The organism is Cellulosimicrobium funkei (genome assembly GCF_001019615.1).
Classification (GTDB): Bacteria; Actinomycetota; Actinomycetes; order Actinomycetales; family Cellulomonadaceae; genus Cellulosimicrobium; species Cellulosimicrobium cellulans_E.
Genome location: NZ_JNBQ01000003.1, coordinates 336518 through 361853 on the forward strand (window position 1 = coordinate 336518; position 25336 = coordinate 361853).

Below are 25336 nucleotides of genomic sequence, written 5' to 3' on the forward strand. Positions count from 1 at the left end.
CTCTCCGCCGCTTCTGCTCGGGGGAGAAGGGGCGAGGGCGGCCGGTTCGGGCGCGTCAGTGCGCGAGCGCGGGTGAGGTCGCGTCGGCCCCGACGGCGCGCAGCACGAACGCCTCGGTCGCCTCGATCGCCTGCTCGCGCGCGGCCGGGTCGTCGGGCACGAGCCGGCCGGAGAGGCACGCGTTGACGAGCTGCACGGTGGTGTCGATGTCCTGCTCGGGGAACTCCCCGACCTCGATGCCCGACGCCACGATGCGACGCAGGATCGTCTCGACGAGCTCGGCGTGCTCGCGCAGGCGCTGGCGCGTCGTGCGCGAGAGCACGGTGCGCAGGTCCGGGCCCGGGGCCAGGTGGAAGATGCGCTTGAGCTGGGCCTGCTGGCGGATGTACGTACGGAGCTGCTCGACGGGGTCGTCCACGTCCTCCAGCGCCCGCTCGAGCGTCCCGACGTACTGCTCCGTCTCGTGGGTGATGAACCCGAGGAGCAGCGCCTCCTTGTCCGGGAAGTGGTTGTACACCGCGGTCCGGCCGACGCCCGCGGCGGCGGCGATGTCGGCGAGGGAGATGGCGTCGAAGCCGCGGTCCATCATGAGGGTCGAGAGCGCCGCGAAGAGCTTCTGCCGGGTCTGGGCGCGGTGCTCGTGGAGGGACCCTCCGATGATCTTGGGCATGCTGACATCATAGGGAGGTCGTGTCAGAACGCTAATCGGCTCCTGCGGACGGCGACCGGGCCGCGGCGGAGTCGCCAGCAGCCGCAAGCGGGCGTCCCCGGGCGCGCTCCGCCGTCTGGCACACTGCCGCCATGGACACCACCGCGTCGCCCGACGGCGTCCCCGCCACCGCCCCGGACCCGGACTTCCCGCCCGTCCCCGCGGACACCAAGGACTGGACGTGGGTCATGGAGCGACCGTGCCCGGAGTGCGGGTTCGTGGCGGTCGAGGTGACGCCCGACCGCGTGGGCGCCGCGGTGCGCGACGCGGTCCCGCGCTACGTCGCCGCGCTGGGCCGCGAGGACGTGCGCGTGCGCCCCGACGCCACGACGTGGTCCGTGCTCGAGTACGCGGCGCACGTGCGCGACATCTTCTCCGTGTTCGACGTGCGCGTCCAGTCGATGGTCGAGGGCGACGACCCGCGGTTCGCGAACTGGGACCAGGACGCGACGGCGGTCGAGGAGGACTACGCGCACCAGGACCCGGCGGTCGTCGCGCGAGAGCTCGCGATCGCGGGCGACCGCGTCGCGGGCCGCTTCGACGCGCTCGTCCCCGACCAGTGGGAGCGCCCCGGGCGGCGGTCGAACGGGTCCGTGTTCACGGTGCGCACGCTCGGCCAGTACTTCGTCCACGACGTCGTCCACCACCTGCACGACGTCGGCGCCTGACCGGACGCACGGCACGTGCCGTGGCAGGAGATGCACGGCCGTGACACGGGCGTAACATCCCGGCATTCCGGACGCCCTACGGTCCGGTCATGGACGCCACCGTCGCCGGCCTCGTGCCGGACGCGCACGCGGGAGCGCACCTTCTCGCGGTGCCTCGCTCCCGCGGTGCGGCTCGTACGCCCGTGGACACCCTCGCGCGCGCCTGGTTCGCCGACGCGGCGTGGACCACTCCGCCTGGCGGCGGGGGAGCGACCCGCCCCATGGTCGGCGCGCGGTTCCGGGGCGTGGTGCCCGACGGCGTGGTGACGCCGGGCGAGCTCCGGCTCGCCGAGGGCGCTCGCGTCGTCGGGCCCTTCCCGCTCACACCCCCGCAGACGCAGGCGCTCGACCTCGCGGGCGGGAGCGCCGAGGCGTTCGCGCTGCACGTGGACGACCCCGCCCCGCGCGGCGCGCCGGTCCCGCTCTCCGACGACCGGGACGGTCTCGCGCGGGCGTTCGCGGCAGGGCTGCCCCAGGGCGTCGAGCTCCAGGTGCTGGGCTGGGCCGTCGCGGCGGCGCGGCGCGTCGGGGGCGCCGTCGTCGCGGACGGCCGGACGGTGCTCACGCCCGACCCCGCCTCGGGGGTCGACCTCACCCTCTACAGCGCCCAGGTGCTCAGGCCCGACGACGCGCTCGGCGTCCTGCGCACGACGGTCCCGAGCGCGCGCGTCGTCGCGGTCCACCCCCGCCCGGACGGTCTCGCGGAGTACGTGCTGTCGGGGGAGACCCCGTACGACGGCGCGGTCCGGCTGGCGGCGCAGCGCGTGCCGCAGGTGCCGCTCGCCCTCGGCGCGCTCGACTGGCGCGAGCACGGCCCCCACGCCTACCGCGTCACCTGGGTCCCGCAGGACCCGTACGAGCTCGAGGTCGAGCGCCCCTCGGGGCTGCACGTCATCGCGCGCTCGCGGGCCCGGGTGCTCGTCGCACGGCTCGCGGCGATGCTCCAGGGGCGCCTCGCGGGGACGCTCGTGGACGACGGCGGCTTCGTCGTGCGGGACCTCGACCTCGACGAGCGGCTCACGCCGACGGCGACGCCGACGACGCAGTTCTGGGTCTGACGGGCGGCGTGCGCACGAGGCGCGCACCCTGACCGAACCGGGCGTGTCGGCCGGGGGAACTGTCCACAGATTTCATCCACAGGGTTGTGGGTTCCGTGGGAACGGCGCGGGGCCGCCTGTGGACGAACCTGTGGCCTTCGCAAGCGGCCAAATGACATCGCTGGGAACTCTTGCAGGCCCCCCGGGTGAGGACTACAAACGTGCCTAACGGCCCGGACGGGCGCAGACGGACGACGGTGTTCCGGCACGCAGTACGCAGGGGTCTCCCGGCCCCGCCTGGAGCGCACGACGGCCCGGCGCGAACGCCAGGGCACGGCTGACCGGAGAACGGTGGACGACCCGCGACCCCCTGCTGCGGGGCTGCGCGCGACGGCGCAGGTTCCGACCGGACCCGGAAGGCCGACCGCGATCGGCGTCAGCGCGCCTGCCCGGGGCATCCGGGCCGGGCGCGCGGGCGCCGGGCCGCCACGTCGCGAGCGGCGCCCCGACGGGCCACCGGCCCGACCGCCCCGGGGTCGCGCGGACACGGCGAGGCCCCTCGGAATCCTGCTCCGAGGGGCCTCGCTGCCATTCTCCCGCGGGCGTCCCGCGACGCGAAGACCCGTCCGCGGGGCGGTAGGCCGAGCCCGTCCGCCGCGCCTACGCTCGTGCCATGAGCAACCTCGAGACCCGGCCCGAGGAGCGCGTCTGCTCCGCGGGGACCTCGCACGGCGAGGGCTCCGGCGCGGCGCCGACCGTGGAGATCCTCGAGCACCGCGACGTCCCGCTCGGGGGTACGCGCGCCATGCGGGTGCGGCGCACGATCCCGCAGCGCGCGCGCTCGCTCGTGGGCGCGTGGTGCTTCCTCGACCACTACGGTCCGGACCCGCTGCCGGCGATCGGCGACGGCACCGACGGCATGCAGGTCCCGCCCCACCCGCACACCGGCCTCCAGACCGTCACGTGGCTGTTCGCCGGCGAGATCCTGCACCGGGACGCCGTGGGGTCGCTCCAGACCGTGCGCCCCGGAGAGCTCAACCTCATGACCGCGGGCCGTGGCATCTCCCACTCGGAGGAGTCGCCGCGCGGCGTCCGCCCTCCGGTCCTGCACGGGGTCCAGCTCTGGGTCGCGCTCCCGGGCGACCGGCTGGCGGACCCGCCGGCGTTCGAGCACCACGCCGACCTGCCGGTGGTCGAGGCCGCCGGCGCCCGGGTCCAGGTCTTCGTCGGGAGCCTGCGCGTCGCGGGCGCGGAGCTGCGCTCGCCCGCGACGACGTACTCGCCGCTCGTCGGGGCGCAGGTCGACCTGGAGCCCGGCGCGCGCGTCACGCTCGACGTCGACCGGGCGTTCGAGCACGGCCTGCTCGTGGACGACGGGGCGGTGCGTCTGGAGGGCGACGAGGTCCCGCCGTCGTCGCTCGGGTACGTCGCCCCGGGGCCGGCGACGCTCACGGTCGAGGCCGGGCCGGACGCGCCGGCGCGGGTCGTGCTCGTGGGCGGCGAGCCGTTCGGCGAGGACATCGTCATGTGGTGGAACTTCGTCGGCCGGTCGCACGACGACGTCGCCCGCGCCCGCGCGGACTGGCAGGCGCAGCTCGTGGTCACGGGCGGCGAGGGGCCGAACCACGGCGGGACGCGGTACGCCGACGGTGCGCGCGACGGGCGCTACGGCGAGGTCGTCGGGTACGACGGCGGCCCGCTCCCCGCGCCCGCGCTGCCTGACGTCCGCCTGCGGCCCCGCACCCGCCCGGCGGGGCGCCAGTAGACTGCCGCGCATGGCCAAGAACTCCACGCCCGACTTCGTGCTGCGCCCGTTCGAGGGACTCCCCGGCGAGACCGACTGGGTCGCGATGCGCGAGGTCGTGCCCTCGGCCACCGCGACCGCCCGCACGACCGCGGAGCACGGCGCGCGCGACGTCACCGTCGTCACCGTCCTCCCCGCGGGCTGGGCCGCGCTGCACCGGCAGGACGGCGCGATCCTCCTCGCGGTCCAGACGCTCGCGGGCTCGGGCGACACGAGCCGCGACCTCGCCGCCGCGCTGCTCGAGGCGATCGACGCCGAGCCCGGCACGTCCATCGAGACGAGCGCGCTGCCCGACGCCGGCCCGCGCCTCCAGGACGTCCTCGACCTCTCCGTCCCGTTCGACGTCACGGTCCACGAGGACTTCGCGTTCTGGCTCGACCCGGCCGAGGAGATCACGCCGGACCTGCGCGCCTCGCTCGACCAGGCGGCCGAGTCGATGGTGCCCACGGTCAAGCTCGACGCCGTCCCCTCGGCCTACTGGTGCCGCATGTCGCGCGAGTTCCTGCGCTGGGCCCGCCCGGAGCCCGAGGACGCGCTCATCGACGCGATCTCGCGCCTGCACGCGCGACGTGAGTCGGGCCTCGCCGGCGGCAAGTTCGTCGGCGCGTTCCGGTCGAGCGGGCTGCTCGTCCCGGTGTGGGAGCTGGCGCGCGGGACGGAGGCGGACGAGCTCGAGGGCCCGGTCGCCGAGCTCGACGCGCTCCTCACCGAGGCGCTCGCCGTCACGGAGCCGCTCGACGCGAACGAACGCCGGGCGCGGGCGGGGATCGTGTCGCGCCAGGTGACCCTGCGCTGACGCCGACCGGCCGGCCGACGGCCCGACGAGCAGCCCGCCGACGCCCCTGTCGGCGGGCTGTCGCGTCGAGTAGGATCCGGGAGACCTGGGAACGCAGCCCGGTCGTCCTGCGAAGATCCCGAGCGGATCTGCTGGTGGAACGACGACACTTCTGCGGCCAACTCTTTGCACTACTAGGCTGGACGGCGTGAACGCGGACCATCGGTCGACTGAGTCGGGGAACAACACGGGCAGTGCACCTGCACCTGCCGCTGCGGGCTCGGCGAGCACGCCGCCGCCGACGTACCTCTCGGCGTCCGGCACGCGAGCACGCACCCCGCGCCCGACGGTCGGCGACGGCCGGACCGGCCGCGCGGTGCGCCAGCGCGTCGCCGTGATCGTCCCGGCGAAGGACGAGTCCCGGCGCATCGCCGCGACGGTCCGCGCGGCCAAGGCGATCCCGCACGTCGACCTCGTGCTCGTCGTGGACGACGGGAGCGAGGACGACACCCAGCACGTCGCGCGCGAGGCGGGGGCCGTCGTCGTGCGCCACTCGCACAACCGCGGCAAGGCCGCGGCCATGGAGACCGGCGCGGCCGTCGTCGCGATGCGCGACGCCGCCGACCGCCCCCCGCGACTCCTGCTCTTCATCGACGGCGACCTCGGCGAGACCGCCGTGAACACCGCGCCGCTCGTCGCGCCCGTGCTCGACGGGTACGCGGACCTCGCGATCGCGCTGCTCCCGCCGCAACCGGGCGCGGGCGGCCGGGGGATCGTCGTCGGGGCAGCGCGCCGCGCGATCCAGTCGCTCACGGGGTGGACCCCGACGCAGCCGCTCTCGGGCATGCGCTGCCTCACGCGCGAGGCGTTCGAGGCCGCGACCCCGCTCGCACGCGGCTGGGGCGTGGAGACCGGCATGACGATCGACCTGCTCCGCAAGGGGTACGTCGCCGTCGAGGTGCCGTGCGACCTGCGGCACCGCGCCTCGTCCAACGACCTCAAGGGCCAGCTCCACCGGGCCGCGCAGTACCGCGACGTGCTCCTGGCCGTGAACGCGCGCAAGATGCGCTCCGCGGTCGACCGGGTGCGGGCCGCCGACCAGCACTGACGTCCCGCGGGTGGCGAACGTCTCCCGGGGATCCCACCCTGGGTGGACGGGCACCGTGCCGTGCCCGGTGGCCCGCGTCCGCGCGAGGCCGGACCGACGACGACGGGGCATCGCCATGTGCACGGGGATCAGGTTCTCGGACGGCCGGGGGAGCGTCTACCTCGCGCGGAACCTCGACTGGACGAGCGGGTACGGGCAGCGGGTGGTGCTGACGCCCACCGGGTACGCGCCGAGGTCGCCGTTCGGCGCGGTGCCCGGCATCCGCCACGCGACGCTCGGCATGGGCATCGTGGCGGAGGGGACGCCGCTCTACTTCGACTGCGGCAACGACGCGGGCCTCGCCGTCGCGGGGCTCAACTTCCCGGGGTACGCGGCCTACGCGCCCGGCCCGGTCGACGGCGCGGTCAACGTCGCCGCCTACGAGCTCCCGCTGTGGGTGTGCTCGCAGTTCGCGACGGTGGACGAGGTGGAGGCCGCGCTCCAGGACGTCGTGGTCGTCGACCGGCCGATCAACGAGACCTACCCGAGCTCGATGCTCCACTGGATCGTCGCCGACGCGACGCGCGCCGTCGTCGTGGAGCACACGGCGGACGGCATGCACGTGTTCCACGACGACGTCGACGTGCTCACCAACCAGCCCGGGTTCGGGTGGCACCACGAGAACCTGCGCAACTATCTCAACGCCTCGCCCGACTTCCCCGGGGACACGGAGCTGGGCGGGGCGGTCCTCACCCCGTTCGGCTCGGGCTCGCACATGCGCGGCATCCCGGGGGACTACTACTCGCCGTCGCGGTTCGTCCGCGCCGCCTACGTCAACGCCCACTACCCGACCCAGGAGAGCGAGGAGCAGAACGTCAGCCGCGCCTTCCACACGCTGCAGCAGGTCGCGATGGTCGAGGGGAGCGCCGTGATGGCGTCGGGCGAGTCCGAGATCACCGTCTACACGGGACTCTTCTCCTCGCGCACGTCGACCTACTACTGGAACACCTACGAGGACCCGGCCGTACAGAGCGTCGCGATGGCCGACCTCGCGGTGGGCGGCACCGAGCTCGTCCTCGCGTAGCCAGGCTCAGGGCGTCGCGCTCCCCACCCGCGAGGCGGTGCCCTCCGACGCCGTCCCCGCCGCGTCCGGCGCGGCGCTCGGGGTGTCCTCCCGCGCATCCGGCTCGTCGTCGGTCCCGGTGCCGTCGCCGACGGCGTGCAGCGCCGCGACGGTGAGCAGCGGGACCGCCGGGATGAGCGCGACGAGCGCGATGCGCACGCCGAAGTCGTTGACCAGCGACCCGGCGACGCACACGATCCACAGGGCGAGCACGGTCGGGCGCACGAGCGGCCACGCGGCCTCGGTGCGGGCGAACCACGCCGGCGTGAACCGCCGCGGCCAGAACAGCACCAGCGCCGCCGCGACGAGGACCAGGATCGTCAGCCACACGGGCACGCCGCCCAGCACGGAGCGGGCCGCGTAGCCCGCCTTGCGCAGCAGCGTCTCCCAGGCAGAGCCGTCCACGACCTCGCCGACGAACCGGCCGAGGTGCGAGCGCTCGTCGGCCGGGCGCAGCCAGTCGAGCACGCCGACGGCGGCGACGAGCCCGACGCCCGCTGCCGCGACGAGCAGGAAGCGCCGCCACGTGACGCGCGCCCCCGAGGCGGCGAGCCCCAGGACCGCGAACGCCGGGACCACCACGAGCCCGCCACCGAGGTCGGCGCCGAGCGTCGGCCACACGTCCACGACCATCGTCACGACGCCGATGACGCCCACGACCGTCGCGGCGACGTACCGGTGCCCGCGGGCGACGAGCCACTGGGCGAGCGCCGCGGCGAGCACGAGCGCCGCGACCGCGTACACGGAGAACGTCGGGTTGCCGAACCCGTAGAACCGCGCGCCGAACGTCGGCGCGGAGCCGAGCGGGCTGGCGCGGTTGAGCGGCGTCCCGACGAGCGCGTCGAGCGTGAGCACGGCGAACGTGATGCCCGCGACGATCCCCGGCCCGAGCCACACCGGGCGGCGCGGGGCGAGCGCCCCCAGGCCCGCGACCGCCGCCGTCGCGAGCACCGTCGACACGACGATCGCGAGCATCTGGTTCCCGAACCGCCACCAGCCCGTGAGCGACACGAGGAAGGCCGCGGTCGGGACGGCTGCCACGACGAGCGCGGCGCCCCGGGCGACGTGCGCGGCGCGGGCCCAGCGGACCCGGGCGCGGTCGCCGGCCGCGCGCGCGGCCCGCGGCGCGAGCAGCAGGCAGAGCCCGGCGATCACGAGGCCTGCGTAGAGCGGCACGTCGACGAACGCGGTGTAGACCGCGCGGCGCACGTGGTCGAGCGTCGTGAGGTCGGCGAGGGCGTCCGCGGTCGAGGTCGCGTCCGGGGGCCGCGGCGAGCCCCAGGCGAGCGGCGTGTCCTGGATGCGGGCGGGGATCGTGGTGCCCGCGGCGTCGAGCACGGTCGCCGGGACGTCGAGGACGCGCGCGACGCCGTCCGTCCGCGTCGCGGCGCTGGTCAGGTAGCGCGCCTGCTCGGGTCCGTCGAACGACGGCCGCACGAGCGTCGCGCCGAGCGCCGGCCGGGTGCCGGGCGTCCCGGCGACGTCGACGACGAGCACGGTCGTCCCCGTCGGGGCGGCGTCGAGCACCGCGCCGACGGTGGCGTCCACGGCCGCGAGCCGGTCCGCCCGCAGGGAAGCCCGTAGCGCGGCGCGCTCCTCGGCCGGGAGGTCGGGGTCGACGGCCGGTGCCGTCGCGTCGCCCGCGTCGACGACGGTGACGGGGCACGAGAACGCGTCGCTCCCTGGCGACGTCGCGGACGCGAGCTCTCGGTAGCGCGCCACCTCCCCCTGGGAGTCCGCGAGGGCGAGCGCCGCCCCGGGCCCCACGGCGGTCGCGCACACGGCCGCCGTGCCGCCGGCGGAGCCGTCGCCGCCGAGCGCGTCGCCCAGGACGCCCAGACGCGCCTGGTACCCGGAACCCCGCTGGAGCGCGACGAGGTCGTCCCACCCGTCGATGCGGGCGCCGCCGGCGAGGCCGTCCGAGGCTCCGTCCGGGGTGGCGACGGGCTGCGGCGTCGGGCACGCCCACGAGCCGTCCGGGGCGCGCTCGGTCGCGACGTCGGCGAGCTGCCCGGCGGAGAGGGCGAGCCACCCGCCCACCGTGCACCGGCTCGCCGCGCCCGTGGGCTGGGCGACGCCGCCGGCGCCGGCGCCGTCCGTGAGCAGCGCGTGCAGCGTCGGCGTGGTGGCCGCCGTGACGTCGCTCCACGCCACGCCCGTCGTCCCGACGACGACGAGCGGGCGGTCGGTGGCGATGGCGTCGGACCGGGTGACCGACGCCTCGCCGCCGGCCCGCGACGCCGCCGACGCGGGCCGCTGGTCCGTCGAGCCGAGCACGGTCGACGTGAGCAGGACGACGAGCAGGAGCCCGCCGCCCACGGTGAGCAGCATCGTGGGCATGCGCCGGATCCCCGGCTCAGGGACGGCGGCCGCCGCGCGCCCCGGCGCCGCGTCGGCGAGGAAACCGGGCACGACCATCGCCGTCGCGACGACGACGACCATGACGCCGATGATGACGCCCGAGTCGTTGAGCACGGAGCCGACGCCCGCGACGACGACGAGCGCGACGACGAGGTCGTGCAGCAGCGGCCAGCGCTCGTAGGCGCGCGCGACCTCGGGCAGGCGGAAGCGCTCGGGACGCAGCGCGGCGACGGCCACGAGCACGACGAGCACCGCGGCGACCGCACCGGCCGGTTGCGCGACGGTCTGCCACGCGCCCACGGCCTTGCGCCCGATCACCTCGAGCGCGGCGCCGTCGACGACGGTCTGCACGAACCCGCCGAGGTGGGAGCTGCCGCCCGGCAGGAGCCAGTCGACGACGGCGACGACCGCGACCACGACCACGGTGGCCCCCGCGACGACCAGCGCGCGCAGCCACGTGATCCGCACCCGCCCGACGAGCAGCGCGAGGACGGCGAACGCGGGCACGAGCGCGAGGATGCCGCCGAAGTCGGCGCCGAACGCGGGCCAGCCGTCGACGACGACCGTCACCGCCCCGACCGCGACGACGAGCCAGGCCGCCAGCCGGCGTCGCCCCCGGACCAGCGCCGTGGACGCCAGGCCGCCGGCGAGCACGAGGCCCGCGACCGCGTACACCGCGAACGTCACGTTGTTGAAGCCGTAGAAGCGCGTGAAGCCTGCGACGGCGGACGTGCCGAGCAGGGACGCCTGCTGGAGCGTCGTGCCCGTCGCGCCGTCCACGGTGAGGACGAGCCACGTGACGCCGGCGAGCGCCGTCGGCAGCGCCCACGGGCGGCGCGGGAGGAGGCGCGACACGACCCAGGCCACGAGCGCGACGGCGACGGCGCTCACCGCGAGCGCGAGGGTGAGCGCCGGAGCGGGCGCGCTCCACACCCACCACCGTGACAGGCTCGCGAGCGAGGCCGCGACGGGGGCCGCGGCGGCGACCATGAGCACCGCGGACAGGACGCGGGTCCCTGCGCGCCCGGGCCGTGGCGGCAGGCCGCGGCGCGCGGCGGACCGCCGCGCCCACAGGGTCCCGCCGAGCGCGAGCACGAGGGTCGCCACGAGCAGCCCGACGAGCACGGGGTAGAGCGTGGGGATCGTGCTCGTCAGCACGTTGAGGTACTGGCGGTTCTCGACCGTGCGCGCGACGTCCATGCGCCGGACCTCGCCCAGCGAGAGGGGCGCGCCGTCGAGCCCCTCGGTGCTGCCGCCGGCCTGCTCGACGACCGTCGCCGTGAGGTCGACGAGCTGGACGATGCCGTCCTGCTGCGTGCTCGGGGAGTGCAGCCAGCGCCGTGTGGGCTCGCCCTTGCGCCAGTCGACGACGACCGGGAGCCCCGGCTCGCCGACGGGCCCCGCGGGTACGCCCGCCACGAGCACGCGCGTCCCGCGGTCGACCTCGTCCATGACGCGGGAGAGCGCCTCGTCGAGCGCGTCGAGGCTCTGGCCCCGTCCGGACGAGGAGTCGACGATCTCGCCCTGGTCGACCACCGTGACGTCGCACGCGTCGAGCCCGCCCTCGGGCAGCGCGGCGAGCGCGGACGCGTACCGCTCGACGTGCCCGGTCGCGTCGGCGAGCATGACGGCCGCGCCCGGGCCGACCGCCGTCGTGCACACGCCGGTCTCGGCGAGCCGGGCCGCCGCGGTCCCGGGCGCGTGGTGCGTCGTCGGGGCGGTCGCCTCCTCCTCGGACGGCGCGGTGAGCGTCGCCCACCCGGGGACGTCGGCGGGCTGCGCCTCGAGCGTCGTCGCCCCCGACGCCGTCGTGGCGGGGGCGGGCAGCGGCGGGCAGCCGGTGGTGGGCGGCTCGGCGTCGGCGGGCGGCGTCGCCGTCGGCTCCTCGGCTGCCGGCTGGGAGGACGTCACCATCTGCCCGGCGGACAGGGTGAGCCACGCGTCCGTCGCGCACGTCGTCCGCCCGACGCCGATCGACGCGACCGAGCCGGTCCGGATCATCGACCACAGCGTGGGCGTCGCGGTGGGCGAGACGTCGCTCCAGTAGAGCCCCGCCACGGCGACCAGCACGACCGGCCGCGGGTCGTGCGTCGGGACGGGAGAGCCGCCCGCGACCGTCGTGCCCGCCGTCGTGCCCGACGGCGCCGCGGCCGCGGAGGGCGCGGCGACGGCCCCGAGCGCGGTGAGCAGGGTGAGCGCGACGGCCGTCGCCAGCGCCGTCGCACGGGTGCCCCGGCGCCCCCAGCGACGAGCGGGGAGCGTGCGGGCAGGGGGGAGCGCGGCGGCCGGGAACGTCACCGGACCAGCCTACGGGGGCGCCCGGCGCGTCCCCCGGCCGTCCGGACGGCGTCGTCGCAGGTCCGCGCGGGACGCTCACGCGCCCTCCACGCCCCTCGCGCGGGGCGCCCACAGCGAGCGCCAGGTTCGGCGATCGCGGTCCTCGTCAGGCGGTGCGGACCACGAGTGCGCCGGGGTCGACGCGCGCCTCGATCTCGACGGCGAGGCCGAGCACGTCGCCGTCGACCTGGGCCTGCTCGCCGCCCTCCACGCGCACGCGGACGCGCCGGGCGCGCGCGTGGTCGATGCGTCCGATCTTGGCGGGCAGGTCGTTGCGCACGCCGAGGCCCTGCATGACCACCTCCCCGAACAGCTGTGCCCAGCCGACGACCCCGCCGCGCGTGTCGATCGCGGCGATGTCCAGGATCCCGTCGTCGATCACCGCGTCGGGCAGGAGCGTCAGGCCCCCGGGGAGGCGGCCGCAGTTGCCGATGAGGAGCGAGCGCAGCCGCGCGTCGACGGGCGGCGTGTCGTCGAGCTGGAGGCGCGCGCGCATGCGGCGCCCGTGCAGGTGCCGGATGCCCGCGACGAAGTAGGCGACCCAGCCCACCTTCGCCTTGAGGTCGTCGTCGGTGTCGGCGACCATCGCGGCGTCGAACCCGAGGCCGGCGATGACGAGGAAGATGTGCTCCTTGTCGGTGTCCCGGGCGGGGTCCGGCGCCGTCCCCGGCTCGTCCCCCTCGGCGGGGGTGACGTCGGCGTAGCGCAGGACCTTGACCCAGCCCACGTCGACCGGCCGGTCGGACCCCGCGATCACGACGGCCAGCGCGGCGCGCGCGTCGCCCACCGGCAGGTCGAGGTTGCGCGCGAGGAGGTTGCCGGTGCCCACCGGGACCAGGCCCATGGTGCGGCCGCTGCCGACCATGCCCTCGGCGACCGCGCGGACCGTGCCGTCCCCGCCCACGGCGACGACGACGTCCGCGCCCCGTGCGAGCGCGGCGCGGGTCTGCCCGACGCCCGGGTCCTCGACTGTCGTCTCGAACCACAGCGGGTCAGGCAGCGCGGCGTCCGCGAAGGCGGCGCGCACGAGCGCCTCCAGGCCCACGACGTCGGGCTTCGACGGGTTGGCGACGAACGCGACGAGCTCGCGCGGGTCGTCCTCGACGGGGGGCTCCTCGACGGGAGGCGCGTCGTCGCCGTGCGCGCGCCGCTGCCGGGTCTGCTGCGCGCGCAGGCCCAGCGCGACGACGAGTGCCACGACCGCGACGGCGAGCGCCGCGATCGCGAGCCAGAGCGTCCAGGACATGGCGACACCGTAGCGGGGCCGGGGCGGGAAAGGACTGCGACCGGGCGGTGCGCAGTTCGTTAGGCTGCTGGCGTGATCGACCTCCGCCTCCTGCGCGACAACCCCGACATCGTCCGTGCCAGCCAGGTCACCCGTGGTGACGACCCTGCGCTGGTGGACGCCGCCCTCGACGCCGACGCGCGCCACCGCGCCGCGCTGAGCGAGTTCGAGAGCCTGCGTGCCGAGCAGAAGTCCCTCGGCAAGCAGGTCGCGCAGGCGCAGGGGGAGGAGAAGCAGGAGCTGCTCGCGCGTACCAAGCAGCTCGCCGCCGACGTCAAGGCGCGCCAGGCCGACGCCGACGCCGCGTCGGAGGAGCTGCGCGGGCTGCTGTTCCGCATCTCGAACGTCGTCGCGGGCGCGCCGGCGGGCGGCGAGGACGACTACGTCGTGCTGCGCGAGGAGGGCACGATCCGCGACTTCGCCGCGGAGGGCTTCACGCCGCGCGACCACCTCGACCTCGGCGAGGGCCTGCGCGCGATCGACACCGAGCGCGGCGCGAAGGTGTCGGGCGCGCGGTTCTACTACCTCACGGGCGTGGGCGCGCGCCTCGAGCTCGCGCTGCTCAACGCCGCGATGGACACGGCGGTCGCTGCCGGGTTCACGCCCGTCATCACGCCGACGCTCGTGCGGCCCGAGGCCATGCAGGGCACCGGGTTCCTCGGCGCCCACGCGGACGAGATCTACCGCCTCGAGAAGGACGACCTCTACCTCGTCGGGACGAGCGAGGTGGCGCTCGCGGGCTACCACGCGAACGAGATCGTCGACCTGTCGGCCGGGCCGCTGCGCTACGCCGGCTGGAGCGCGTGCTACCGCCGCGAGGCCGGCTCGCACGGCAAGGACGTGCGCGGCATCATCCGCGTGCACCAGTTCCACAAGGTCGAGATGTTCTCCTACTGCGACCCGGCCGACGCCGAGGCGGAGCACCAGCGCCTGCTCGGCTGGGAGGAGCAGATGCTGCGCCTCGTCGACCTGCCGTACCGCGTCATCGACACCGCTGCGGGCGACCTCGGGTCGAGCGCCGCGCGCAAGTTCGACTGCGAGGCGTGGCTGCCCACGCAGCAGCGCTACCTGGAGCTCACGTCGACGTCGAACTGCACGACGTTCCAGGCGCGCCGCCTCAACGTGCGGGAGCGCGTCGAGGTCGACGGCAAGAACGAGACGCGCACCGTCGCGACGCTCAACGGCACGCTCGGCACGACGCGCTGGATCGTCGCGATCCTCGAGAACCACCAGCAGGCCGACGGCTCGGTCCGCGTGCCGGAGGGCCTGCGCCCGTACCTCGGGGGCCTCGAGGTGCTCGAGCCGGTGGTGGCGTGACGGGTCCCCTCGTCCCGGACGACGCGTCCGGGCCGATGCTCGTGGCGCTCGACATCGACGGCACCCTCATGTCGTACGACCAGGAGCTGTCGGAGGACGTGCGCGACGCCGTCGCCGACCTGCGCGCGGCGGGCCACCACGTGGTGCTCGCGTCCGGGCGCTCGCTCATCGCGATGACGCCCGTCGCGGAGATCCTGGGGATCGACCGCGGCTGGGTCGTCGCGTCGAACGGCGCGGTGACGGCGCGGCTCGACCCCGAGGAGCCGGAGGGGTACGTGCTGGAGGACGTCGTGACGTTCGACCCGGGCCCGGCCCTGCGGCTCCTGCGCGAGCACCTGCCCGACGCGCGGTACGCCGTCGAGGACGTGGGCGTCGGGTTCCGCATGAACGAGCTCTTCCCCGACGGCGAGCTCGACGGCGTGCACCGCGTCGTCGAGTTCGACGAGCTGTGGTCGGGGGAGGTCACGCGCGTCATCGTCCGGTCGCCGGGGTCCACGAGCGAGCAGTTCCACGAGCTCGTCGAGCGTCTCGGCCTGGACGACGTGACGTACGCCGTCGGCTGGACGGCGTGGATGGACATCGCGCCGCTGGGCGTCACGAAGGCGACCGGGCTCGAGCTGGTGCGGCGCGCGCTGCACGTCCAGCCCCACCGCACGGTCGCGGTCGGCGACGGGCGCAACGACGTCGAGATGCTCCGCTGGGCGGCGCACGGCGTCGCGATGGGCCACGCGGACGCCGTCGTGCAGGCCGCCGCGGACGACGTCACCGGCTCGATCGAGGACGACGGCGCGGCCCACCTCCTGCGCAGCCTCCTGCCCTGACCGCGAGGTAGAACCGCAGGACGCGAGATAGAGCTCGCGGGGTTCTACGTCGCGACCTGCAGTTCTACCTCGACGGGATGGGTAGCGTCTGCTGACATGACGTCCGACGCCAAGACCGTCTGTGTCCGCCGTGCGCGGGCGGACGACGCCGGGGCGGTCTGGCCGCTCGTCGTCGACTTCGCGACGTCGTACGTCCCTGAGCGTGACGCCTTCGACGTGTCGTTCGCGCTGCTCCTCGCCGACCCGCACGCGCTGGTGCTCGTCGCGCAGGCGCGGGAGGGCGTCGTCGGTCACCTCGTGGCGCACCGCCATCCGACGCTCTTCGCCAACGCGCCCGTGGCGTGGGTCGAGGAGGTCATGGTCGACGCCGACGCCCGCCGTCGCGGGGTAGGCGGCCTGCTCATGGACGCGGCCGAGCGGTGGGCCGAGGACGCGGGTGCCGCGTACGTCGCGCTGGCCACCCGGCGGGCCGCCGGGTTCTACGCGAGGCTCGGGTTCGAGGAGTCGGCGACATTCTTCCGCAAGCGCCTCGGGAACCCTGAGGATCTCGTGCGCGAGGGTGTCGAGAACCGCTGTCAGGTTCCGTCCCGGTGTGCGGCGACGGCTCGGTGGCTCTCCGGGCTCAGGGGCGGAAGACCTCCTCGATGCGGCAGCCGAACACCTCGGCGATGCGGAACGCGAGCGGCAGCGACGGGTCGAAGCGGCCGCGTTCGATCGAGATCACGGTCTGTCGCGAGACCCCGAGACGGCTGGCGAGCTCGGCCTGCGACCAGCCGAGCCCGGCGCGGCGGGCTGCCATGTCGTTGTCCACGGGCGCCCTACGACTCGCGCCGGGAGACGACGGCGTGCCGGACGACGAAGTCGACCATCGCGACCAGCACGACCACCGCGAGGACGAAGGAGACGCTCAGCTCCAGCCCGGTGAGACTGACCGCGGTGAGCGCGAGCCCGGCGACGACGAGCACGTCCCAGAACGCGCCGGCCGCCGCCCGCTCCGTCCAGCGCCGCTCGACGTTCTCCTCGGCGTGCGGCTCGGGCGTGCTCGTGCGCGGCCGGACGACGAGGAACCAGCCGAGCGCGGCGGCGGGCGGCAGGACGCACACCGTGAAGACGGCCGCGACGAGCCAGAAGTCCTCGCGCCGGAACAGGCCGGCGGCGACGCCGACCGACGCCGCGACAGCGAGCGCGACCAGCACGGCCCCTGCCCAGGCCCACCAGGGAGCGGCGCGGTCGCCGAGCACGTGCTCGTGGTCTTGCAGCCTGCCGTCGTCGGCCGGGACGGGTGCGTCGCTCACGGGTATCTCCTCATGCGTAAAGCGTGCTTGACAGGTCGAGCCAACCAGCGTCGGCGCACGCTGTCAAGCGTGCTTGACATGGGAGAGGTTCAGTCCCGCGGCTCGCGCGCGGTGAGGACGACCGGGCCGTCGGGCGTGATCGCGACGGTGTGCTCGCTGTGGGCGCCGCGCGACCCGTCGGCCGAGCGCAGGGTCCAGCCGTCGGGGTCGGTGTAGATCTCGTCCGTGGTCTCGAGGAACCAGGGCTCGATCGCGATGACGAGGCCCGGCTTGAGCGGGAACCCGCGCTTGCGGCGGCCGTCGTTGGGGATGTGGGGCTCGCCGTGCATCGTGCGGCCCACGCCGTGCCCGCCGAAGTCGGTGTTCACCGAGTACCCCGCGGCGTGCGCGACGTCCGCGATGGCGGCCGAGATGTCGCCGACCTTCTTGCCCGGCTGCGCGGCGGCGATGCCGGCCTCGAGCGCGCGCTCGGTCGTCTGGATGAGCTTCGCGTCGGCCTCGCCGAGCGCACCCGCGCGCGGCGTCCCGACGACGAACGACAGCGCCGAGTCCGCGACCCACCCGTCGACCGACGCGGCGAAGTCGATGCTCAGCAGGTCGCCGTCGCGCAGCGCGTAGTCGTGGGGGAGGCCGTGCAGGACGGCGTCGTTGACGGACGTGCAGATCACCTTGCCGAACGGGCTCGCGCCGAACGACGGGTGGTAGTCGATGTAGCAGGACTCGGCCCCGCGGTCGCGGATCATCTTGTGCGCGACCTCGTCGAGCTCGAGCAGGTTCGTCCCGACCTCGGTGGCGGCGCGCACCGTGGTGAGGACGTCGGCGACGAACCGCCCCGCGGGTCGCATCTGGTCGATCTCCCGCGGGGTCCTCAGCTCGATCATCGTGGTCCTTCCGGTTCGCAGGTGGGGCGCCCGACGGCGGCGCGGCCGGCTCGAGCGGTGGCGAGCGGTGCCGCGGGACGGGCCTCCCCACGATATCGGTCACCGTGCCGCGGTGCGGCGGCGGGCGAGGCCCGGGCACGCCGGGCGGCGGCGCAAGCGCTTGCATCGATCTGCTCACGATGCGGCACGGCGCCTCGCCACCCGGCGTCCCGGCGTGGCAGCATCACCCGTCGTGGCAGGTATCGACGACGTAGCCCAGGCCGCCGGCGTGTCCACGGCGACCGTCTCGCGCGCCCTGCGCGGCCTGCCCAACGTCTCGGAGGCGACGCGCCTGCGGGTGCTCGCGGAGGCGGCACGGCTCGGCTACGTGCCCACGCCGTCGGCGGCGTCGCTGGCCACCGGCCGCACCCGCACGATCGGCGTGCTCACCCCGTGGGTCAACCGGTGGTTCTTCGCCAACGTCATCGAGGGCGCCGAGCGCGCGCTGCGGGACCTCGGCTACGACGTCCTGCTGTACACGTTCGACGTGCGCCGTACGTCGTCGCGCCGCCGGGTCGACCCGAGCGTGCTGCGTCACCGCGTGGACGGGACGCTCGTCGTCGGGCTGCCGCTCGACGACGACGAGGTGCGCTCGCTCGTCGGGCTCGCCCGGCCGCTCGCGTTCGTCGGGTCGGGGCCGGCCGACCAGGTGACGGTCCGGCTCGACGACGTCGCGACGGGCCGGGCCGCCACACGACACCTGCTCGAGCTGGGGCACCGGGTCATCGGCCACGTCACCGGGGTGCCCGACCTCGTGTCGTCGTGGTCGCCGCCCGTCGAGCGGGCACGGGGCTACGTCCGCGCGCTGGAGGAGGCGGGGATCGTCGTCGAGCCGGACCTCGAGGTGAACGGCGACTTCGACGTCGCGGGAGGGCGCGAGTCCACGGCGGAGCTCCTGCGCCGCCGGCCCGACGTGACCGCCGTCTTCGCGGCGTCGGACGAGATGGCCATGGGCGCGATCCTCGCGGCGCGAGACCTCGGGCTGCGGGTGCCGGAGGACCTGTCCGTCGTCGGGGTGGACGGTCACGACCTCGGGGAGCTCGTCGGCCTGACGACGATCGCCCAGGACGCGTACCAGCAAGGCTTCGACGCGGCTCTCCTCCTGCTCGAGATGATCAACGGCGCCCCGGTACCAGAGAGCCTCACGTATCCGACCGAGCTGGTGCGCCGCGGCTCGACGGCGCCGCCGGGCGCCGGAGGCTGAGGTCCCGCGTCTCGCCGCGCGCTCGACGACCCCGCGTGGGAGCGTGGCCAGGAGAGGAGGGGCGAGAGAGCGCGCACCCGGCGCACGTGACGGAATCGTTACGCAAACTCGCCTCCCCTGTGCTTGCGGCAGCGGGATGCAACCGCTTGCATGGTGCCTAGGGCGAGAGCGCACCCGCGCTCGCGACGTCGCGATGCGCCCGGTCCTCACCGGACCGGGGTGACGGCGTCCGTACCCACGACGAGGTGGAGGCTGACATGACCAGGACCACGAGGACCAGCGCGGCGCGTCGCCGCACGCTGGTGGTCGCCGCCGGCGGCGCGAGCCTCGCGCTCGTGCTCGCGGCGTGCAGCGGCGGCGGCGGTGGCGGGGGCGACGACGAGTCGCCGAGCGCCGAGGTGGACTGCGCCGACTACGAGCAGTACGGGGACCTGTCCGGCAAGACGGTGTCGGTGTACGCGACGATCGTCGACACCGAGGCGGAGCAGCAGCAGGCGTCGTACGAGCCGTTCGAGGAGTGCACGGGCGCCACGATCGAGTACGAGGGCTCCAAGGAGTTCGAGGCGCAGCTCCCCGTCCGCATCCAGTCGGGCAGCGCGCCCGACATCGCGTACCTGCCGCAGCCGGGCCTGCTCCGCCGGATCGTCGCGGACTTCCCCGACGCGATCCAGCCGGTCGGCGAGGACGCCGCGGCGAACGTGGACCAGTACTACACCGAGTCCTGGAAGGACTACGGCACCGTCGACGGGACGCTCTACGCGACCCCGCTCGGCGCCAACGTGAAGTCGTTCGTCTGGTACTCGCCGTCGATGTTCGAGGACGCGGGGTACGAGGTCCCCACCACGTGGGACGAGCTCATGGAGCTCTCGGACCAGATCGTCGCGGACAACCCCGGCGGCGACATCAAGCCGTGGTGCGCCGGCATCGCGTCCGGCGAGGCGACCGGCTGGCCGGCCACCGACTGGATGGAGGACGTCGTCCTGCGCACCGCGGGTCCCGAGGTCTACGACCAGTGGGTCAACCACGAGATCCCGTTCAACGACCCGCAGATCGCCACGGCGCTCGCCACGGTCGGCGACGTGCTGAAGAACGAGGAGTTCGTCAACGGCGGCCTCGGCGACGTGAGCACCATCGCGACGACCGAGTTCACCGAGGGCGGCTACCCGATCATCGACGGCCTGTGCTACATGCACCGCCAGGCGACGTTCTACCAGGCCAACTGGACGACCCTGGACCCCGACCTGGTGGTCGCGCCCGACGGTGACGTGTGGGCCTTCTACCTCCCGGGCGAGACCGCGGAGGACAAGCCGCTGCTCGGTGGCGGCGAGTTCGTCGCCGCGTTCACCGACCGTCCCGAGGTCCAGGCGTTCCACGCCTACCTGTCGAGCCCGGAGTGGTCCAACGCCAAGGCGAGCGTGACCCCGCAGGGCTGGATCAGCGCCAACAACGGCCTCGACCCCGAGCTGCTGCAGTCGCCCATGGACCAGCAGGCGTACGAGCTGCTCACGGACGAGAGCTACACGTTCCGCTTCGACGGGTCGGACATGATGCCCGCCGCCGTCGGCGCCGGCTCCTTCTGGACCGAGATGACCGAGTGGATCGCGAGCGACAAGTCCGACGAGGCCGTCCTCGACGCCATCGAGGCGTCCTGGCCGACGTCCTGACCCGCGGGTGACCCGGGGCCCGATCGCGCGGCACGTGCCGCGAGCCGGGCCCCGGGTCCACGCGTCGACCCCGGGGGCGGGTCGTCCGGGGGGCCGATCCCCGGGCGGCCCGTCCCCGGGCCGTCCCCGCTGAAACACCACGTCGTCGCCCGGCCGCCGCCGGCCACCTCAGGAGCTCTCACATGGACTGGTTGCTCGAACCCGCCGGGACGGGGGGCAAGCTCGCGGTGATGCTCGTCGCGATCCTGCTCTTCGTCGTCGTCATGGGCCTGATCCTCTTCCTCGTCGACCGGCCGCGGCGCGTGCCGGGCTGGGTCGTCGCGCTCGCCTTCGCCGGGCCCGCGATCGTCATGCTCGCGTTCGGCCTGCTCTACCCGGGCCTGCGCACGATCCGGGACTCGTTCTACAACCGCACGGGCTCCGCGTTCGTCGGTCTCGACAACTACGTCACGGCCTTCACCCGCGACGAGTTCCAGATCGTCCTGCGCAACACGGCGATCTGGGTCATCGTCGTCCCGCTCGTCTCGACGTTCCTCGGCCTCGTCTACGCGGTCGTCGTCGACCGGTCGCGCTTCGAGAAGTTCGCGAAGACCCTCATCTTCCTGCCGATGGCGATCTCCATGGTCGGCGCGGGCATCATCTGGAAGTTCATGTACGAGTACAAGCCGGCGAGCCAGCCGCAGATCGGCCTGTTCAACCAGGTCCTCGTCTGGCTGGGGCTCGAGCCGCAGCAGTTCCTGCTCAGCGCGCCGGCGAACACGTTCTTCCTCATCCTCGTGATGATCTGGATCCAGGCCGGGTTCGCGATGACGATCCTCGCGGCCGCGATCCGGGCGATCCCGGACGACATCGTCGAGGCAGCCCGCCTCGACGGCGTCGGCGGCATGCGGATGTTCCGCTACATCACGGTCCCGAGCATCCGCCCCGCGCTCGTGGTCGTCCTCACGACGATCGCGATCGGCACGCTCAAGGTCTTCGACATCGTCCGCACCATGACCGGTGGTCGCTTCGAGACGTCGGTCGTCGCCAACGAGTTCTACACGCAAGCGCTGCGGCAGGGCGAGCAGGGGCTCGGGGCCGCGCTCGCGGTCATCCTGTTCGTCCTCGTCATCCCGATCATCGTGTACAACGTGCGGCAGCTGAAGCAGGCGGAGGAGATCCGATGAGCACCCCACTGTCCGCCTCCGTCCCGGACGCCCCGCTCGTCGACGAGACCGCCGAGGAGGGCAGCGGCAAGGGCATCGTCGCGGGCCTCGACGAGCGCGCCGGCAAGGTGCGCCGCAGGGTCTCGTCCCGACCGGCGTCGATCATCGCGATCGTCCTCGCCGTCCTGTGGACCATCCCGACGTTCGGTCTCCTCGTCACCTCGTTCCGCCCGCCGCGCGAGATCCGGCGGTCGGGCTGGTGGGAGGCGTTCGCCAACCCCGAGTTCACGATCGACAACTACACCGACGCCCTCTTCGGCGGGTCGACCAGCTTCGCGACCTACTTCATCAACTCCCTGGTCATCACGCTGCCCGCGGTGATCATCCCCATCACGCTCGCGTCGCTCGCGGCGTACGCGTTCGCGTGGGTGGACTTCAAGGGACGCAACCTGCTGTTCGTCGCCGTGTTCGCGCTCCAGATCGTGCCCATCCAGGTCACGCTCGTCCCGCTGCTCACGCAGTACGTCGACTGGGGGATCGACGGGTCGTTCTGGCCGGTGTGGCTGTCGCACTCGATCTTCGCCCTGCCGCTCGCGATCTTCCTCCTGCACAACTTCATGAAGGACATCCCGCGCGAGCTCGTCGAGGCGGCCCGCGTCGACGGCGCCGGGCACGTGAAGATCTTCTTCCAGGTGCTCATGCCGCTGCTCGTGCCCGCGATCGCGGCCTTCGGGATCTTCCAGTTCCTCTGGGTCTGGAACGACCTGCTCGTCGCCCTGACGTTCGCGTCCGGCCAGGACACCGCGCCCATCACCGTGCGCCTCGCCGAGCTGTCCGGCTCGCGCGGCGCGAGCTGGCACCTGCTGCCCGCGGGCGCGTTCATCTCGATGGTCGTCCCGGTCATCGTGTTCCTCGCGCTCCAGCGGTACTTCGTGCGCGGCCTCCTCGCGGGTTCGGTCAAGGGCTGACGCACTCCTCGAGCATGCGGTCGCGGCCCGTCGGTCCTGTGTGACGGGCCGCAACCGCACGCTCTGCGGGCGACGGTTCCCTGCCGGAGCGGTCGTAGAGTCGGGCGGTGCCCACCCGCCCCGTCGCCCTCGACCGCGTCCCGGTCCCGGCGCTGTTCGTCGTCTCGGGGCTGACGCAGTACCTGGGCGCGGCGATCGCCGTCGGGCTGTTCGCCGTGGCCGGCGCGATCGAGATCGGGTGGCTGCGCATCGCGGCGTCCGCGGTGCTGCTGCTCGCGTGGCGCCGGCCGTGGCGTCACCGGTGGACCCGGCACGACCTCGCGTGGGTCGCCGTCTTCGGCGTCGCCCTCGCCGCGATGAACCTCGCGTTCTACGTCGCGATCGACCACCTGCCGCTCGGGACGGCCGTCGCGATCGAGTTCCTCGGCCCCGTCGCGGTCGCGGCGGTCACGGGCAGCGGGTGGCGCGAGCGGGGCGCGATCGCGGTCGCGGCAGCCGGCGTCGTGCTGCTCGCCGGGGTGACGATCGAGTCCGACCTCCCGCGCGCGGACGCCGTGCTCGGGCTCACCGCGATCGGCGTCGCGGCCGCGTGCTGGGCGGCGTACATCCTGCTGGGTCGGCGGGTCGCCGTCTCCGGGTCGGGCGTGACGTCGCTCGCGGTCGCGATGACCGTAGGCGCCCTCGTGTTCGCGCCGTTCCTCGCGCCCGACGCCGTCCCCGTGCTCGGCGACTGGCGGCACGTGGTCGCGATCGCCGGGATCGCCCTCTTCTCGTCCGTCGTCCCGTACGCGCTCGAGCAGGTCATCCTCCGCCGGGTCAGCGCGGCGACGTTCTCCGTGCTGCTCGCGCTGCTCCCGGCGACGGCCGCCGTCGTCGGGGCCGTCGTGCTGCGCCAGGTGCCCACGGTCCCGGAGCTGGTCGGACTCGTCCTCGTGTCCGGCGCGATCGCCATGACCGCCGCGCGCCCGGGCGGCCGGGACGCGACCCCGCCCGACGACGTCGCGCCGCTCGACCCGCCGCCCGCCTGACCACGGGGCCCGGACGGGCGGCAGGGCGCGGTGACTCAGAGGTACTGACCCGGGGAGGGCCGTCCGTCGTGCTCGTCCGGCCGGCCGGGGTGCCCCGGCATCCCGCCCGGCGCGCCGGGGCCCATGGGTGGCAGCGAACCCGGCGGCAGGGCGCGACGCATCTGCGAGAGCTGCGCCTGCGCCGCCATCTGCTGGGCGACGAGCGCCGTCTGGATGCCGTGGAACAGGCCCTCGAGCCAGCCGACGAGCTGCGCCTGCGCGACGCGCAGCTCCGCGTCGGTCGGGACCGTGTCGTCCGAGAACGGGAGCGTGATCCGGTGCAGCTCCGCCACGAGGTCGGGCGACAGGCCCTCCTCGAGCTCCGTGAGCGAGCGCTCGTGGATCTCGGCGAGCCGCGACCGTGCCGCCTCGTCGAGCGGGGCGTCCCGGACCTCGTCGAGGAGCTTCTTGATCATGCCGCCGATGCGCATCACCTTGGCCGGCTCCTCGATGACCGTCGCCGGGTTGCGGTCGGGGTCGGTCGAGTCGTCGCTCTCGACGACGCTCACCCCCGTCCCGTCCGGCATCACGACCGTGGCGCGGGCGGGCTCGTCGGTCTCGTCGACGGCGTCCTCCGCACCGTTCGCGGGCTCAGGGGCGGTCGGCTCGTCGGGACGGGGGTCGCGGGGTTCGTCAGCCATGGGTCCAGTCTGGCGCGCGGTGCCCACGCGCGCACCGACGGCGCACGCTCTCCTGTGCGGTCGGCCGGGGTCAGGGCACGAGGAGCACCTTGCCGAAGACCTCGCCCGAGTCGAGCAGCTCGTGCGCCCGTGCGGCTTCCTCGAGCGGGAGGCGTGCGTGCACCACCGGGCGCACGCGCCCGTCCTCCACCATCGGCCAGACGTGCGTGAGGACCTCGTGCACGATGCGCGCCTTCTCCGCCGGGGGCCGCGCCCGGAGCGTCGTCCCGGCCACGGTCGCGCGCCGGGCGAGGAGGAGACCCAGGTCGAGCTCCGCGCGTCGTCCCTTCTGCATGCCGATGACGACCAGGCGCCCGCCCGTGGCGAGCACCTCCAGGTTGCGCGGCAGGTAGGCGGCGCCGACGACGTCGAGCACGACGTCCGCGCCGTGCCCGCCGGAGGCGTCCCGCACCGCGGCGACGAAGTCCTCCTCGCGGTGGTCGACGGCGAGGCTCGCCCCGAGCGCGAGGCACCGGTCGGCCCGGTCGCGCCCGCCGGCGGTGACGGCCACGCGGGCACCGAGCGCGGCGCCGACCTGCACGGCGAGGGTCCCGACACCGCCCGACCCGCCGTGCACGAGCAGCCACTCGTCCGGGGCCAGGCGACCGACGTCGACGACGTTGCTCCACACCGTGCACGCCGCCTCGGGGAGCGCGGCGGCGTCCACGAGGTCCACGCCGTCGGGGACGGGGAGCACCTGCGTCGACCGGACACGCACCTGCTCCGCGTAGCCGCCGCCGTCGAGCAGCGCGACGACGCGGTCACCCACGGACCATCCCGTCACGGACTCCCCGACGGCCGCGACCGTGCCCGAGACCTCGAGGCCGGGCCAGTCCGGTGCTCCGGCGGGCGGCGGGTAGGATCCGGCGCGTTGTAGCAGGTCAGCGCGGTTCACGCCAGCGGAAGCGACGTGGACCACGAGCTCGTCCGGTCCGGGGGTCTGGTCAGGGAGCGCGGAAACCGTTAGTTTCTCAGGGCCACCGGGGGCCGATATCGTGACGCCTCGCACATCGCCGAGACTACGCGGACG

The 25336-nt window shown here is 74.6% G+C and carries 21 protein-coding genes and 1 pseudogene; 14 read left to right on the forward strand and 8 right to left on the reverse strand.

Going from position 1 to position 25336, the window contains the following annotated elements; all coding sequences use genetic code 11:
• Window positions 1-55: 55 nt before the first annotated feature.
• Complete coding sequence (locus FB00_RS05960) at window positions 56-670, reverse strand: TetR/AcrR family transcriptional regulator (protein WP_047231912.1); 615 nt, start codon at window positions 668-670, stop codon at window positions 56-58.
• Between the two features lie 131 nt (window positions 671-801).
• Here FB00_RS05960 and FB00_RS05965 point away from each other — a divergent pair, with 131 nt between their 5' ends.
• The 6 genes from FB00_RS05965 (at window position 802) to bsh (ending at window position 7203) form a co-directional block, all read left to right on the forward strand.
• Entirely contained in the window at window positions 802-1377 is a 576-nt protein-coding gene (locus FB00_RS05965; protein WP_047231913.1) for a DinB family protein, read from the forward strand.
• An 89-nt stretch (window positions 1378-1466) separates the two neighbouring features.
• Complete coding sequence (locus tag FB00_RS05970) at window positions 1467-2474, forward strand: hypothetical protein (protein WP_047231914.1); 1008 nt, start codon at window positions 1467-1469, stop codon at window positions 2472-2474.
• Between the two features lie 652 nt (window positions 2475-3126).
• Window positions 3127-4218, forward strand: a complete 1092-nt coding sequence (locus tag FB00_RS05975; protein WP_047231915.1) for a pirin family protein — start codon at window positions 3127-3129, stop codon at window positions 4216-4218.
• Between the two features lie 10 nt (window positions 4219-4228).
• Window positions 4229-5053 carry a DUF5926 family protein gene (locus FB00_RS05980; protein ID WP_047231916.1) on the forward strand — a complete coding sequence of 275 codons (825 nt, stop codon included), beginning with the start codon at window positions 4229-4231 and terminating at the stop codon, window positions 5051-5053.
• Between the two features lie 187 nt (window positions 5054-5240).
• Entirely contained in the window at window positions 5241-6140 is a 900-nt protein-coding gene (locus FB00_RS05985; RefSeq protein ID WP_082141036.1) for a glycosyltransferase family 2 protein, read from the forward strand.
• 115 nt (window positions 6141-6255) lie between these two features.
• Window positions 6256-7203, forward strand: a complete 948-nt coding sequence (gene bsh / locus FB00_RS05990) for a choloylglycine hydrolase (RefSeq protein ID WP_047231917.1) — start codon at window positions 6256-6258, stop codon at window positions 7201-7203.
• 6 nt (window positions 7204-7209) lie between these two features.
• On the opposite strand, the gene FB00_RS05995 is transcribed toward bsh, so the two are convergent.
• Entirely contained in the window at window positions 7210-11901 is a 4692-nt protein-coding gene (locus FB00_RS05995) for a hypothetical protein (protein ID WP_052877482.1), read from the reverse strand.
• Between the two features lie 145 nt (window positions 11902-12046).
• Window positions 12047-13186: a diacylglycerol/lipid kinase family protein gene (locus tag FB00_RS06000; RefSeq protein ID WP_047231918.1), complete on the reverse strand. Its 1140-nt coding sequence runs from the start codon at window positions 13184-13186 to the stop codon at window positions 12047-12049.
• A gap of 72 nt (window positions 13187-13258) precedes the next feature.
• On the opposite strand from FB00_RS06000, the gene serS reads away from it, so the two are divergent.
• The 3 genes and pseudogenes from serS to FB00_RS21555 form a co-directional block, all read left to right on the forward strand.
• Entirely contained in the window at window positions 13259-14542 is a 1284-nt protein-coding gene (serS, locus tag FB00_RS06005; protein WP_047231919.1) for a serine--tRNA ligase, read from the forward strand.
• A 35-nt stretch (window positions 14543-14577) separates the two neighbouring features.
• On the forward strand, window positions 14578-15363 hold the full coding sequence (locus tag FB00_RS06010; RefSeq protein WP_047232034.1) for an HAD family hydrolase: 786 nt from the start codon (window positions 14578-14580) through the stop codon (window positions 15361-15363).
• 96 nt (window positions 15364-15459) lie between these two features.
• Window positions 15460-15861 (forward strand): annotated as a pseudogene (locus FB00_RS21555) (GNAT family N-acetyltransferase); the annotation flags it as partial.
• 124 nt (window positions 15862-15985) lie between these two features.
• Here FB00_RS21555 and FB00_RS06015 read toward each other — a convergent pair.
• From FB00_RS06015 to map, 3 genes are all read right to left on the reverse strand, one after another.
• Window positions 15986-16162: a helix-turn-helix transcriptional regulator gene (locus FB00_RS06015; RefSeq protein WP_156186311.1), complete on the reverse strand. Its 177-nt coding sequence runs from the start codon at window positions 16160-16162 to the stop codon at window positions 15986-15988.
• A gap of 19 nt (window positions 16163-16181) precedes the next feature.
• Window positions 16182-16658, reverse strand: coding sequence for a hypothetical protein (locus FB00_RS20980; RefSeq protein WP_052877483.1), 477 nt, complete (start codon window positions 16656-16658; stop codon window positions 16182-16184).
• Between the two features lie 89 nt (window positions 16659-16747).
• A complete protein-coding gene (map, locus tag FB00_RS06025; RefSeq protein WP_047231921.1) occupies window positions 16748-17539 on the reverse strand; it encodes a type I methionyl aminopeptidase in 792 nt (263 codons plus the stop codon).
• A gap of 232 nt (window positions 17540-17771) precedes the next feature.
• On the opposite strand from map, the gene FB00_RS06030 reads away from it, so the two are divergent.
• From FB00_RS06030 to FB00_RS06050, 5 genes are all read left to right on the forward strand, one after another.
• Entirely contained in the window at window positions 17772-18782 is a 1011-nt protein-coding gene (locus FB00_RS06030) for a LacI family DNA-binding transcriptional regulator (RefSeq protein WP_047231922.1), read from the forward strand.
• 257 nt (window positions 18783-19039) lie between these two features.
• Entirely contained in the window at window positions 19040-20446 is a 1407-nt protein-coding gene (locus FB00_RS06035; protein ID WP_047231923.1) for an ABC transporter substrate-binding protein, read from the forward strand.
• 182 nt (window positions 20447-20628) lie between these two features.
• A complete protein-coding gene (locus FB00_RS06040; protein WP_047231924.1) occupies window positions 20629-21612 on the forward strand; it encodes a carbohydrate ABC transporter permease in 984 nt (327 codons plus the stop codon).
• Window positions 21609-22559, forward strand: coding sequence for a carbohydrate ABC transporter permease (locus FB00_RS06045; RefSeq protein WP_047231925.1), 951 nt, complete (start codon window positions 21609-21611; stop codon window positions 22557-22559). The genes FB00_RS06040 and FB00_RS06045 overlap by 4 nt, the downstream gene beginning before the upstream one ends.
• Before the next feature lie 107 nt (window positions 22560-22666).
• On the forward strand, window positions 22667-23587 hold the full coding sequence (locus FB00_RS06050; protein WP_047231926.1) for an EamA family transporter: 921 nt from the start codon (window positions 22667-22669) through the stop codon (window positions 23585-23587).
• A 35-nt stretch (window positions 23588-23622) separates the two neighbouring features.
• Here the strand turns inward: FB00_RS06050 and FB00_RS06055 are convergent, their stop codons facing one another.
• Window positions 23623-24267, reverse strand: coding sequence for a bacterial proteasome activator family protein (locus FB00_RS06055; protein WP_047231927.1), 645 nt, complete (start codon window positions 24265-24267; stop codon window positions 23623-23625).
• 70 nt (window positions 24268-24337) lie between these two features.
• A complete protein-coding gene (locus FB00_RS06060; protein ID WP_047231928.1) occupies window positions 24338-25315 on the reverse strand; it encodes an NAD(P)H-quinone oxidoreductase in 978 nt (325 codons plus the stop codon).
• Between the last annotated feature and the right edge of the window lie 21 nt (window positions 25316-25336).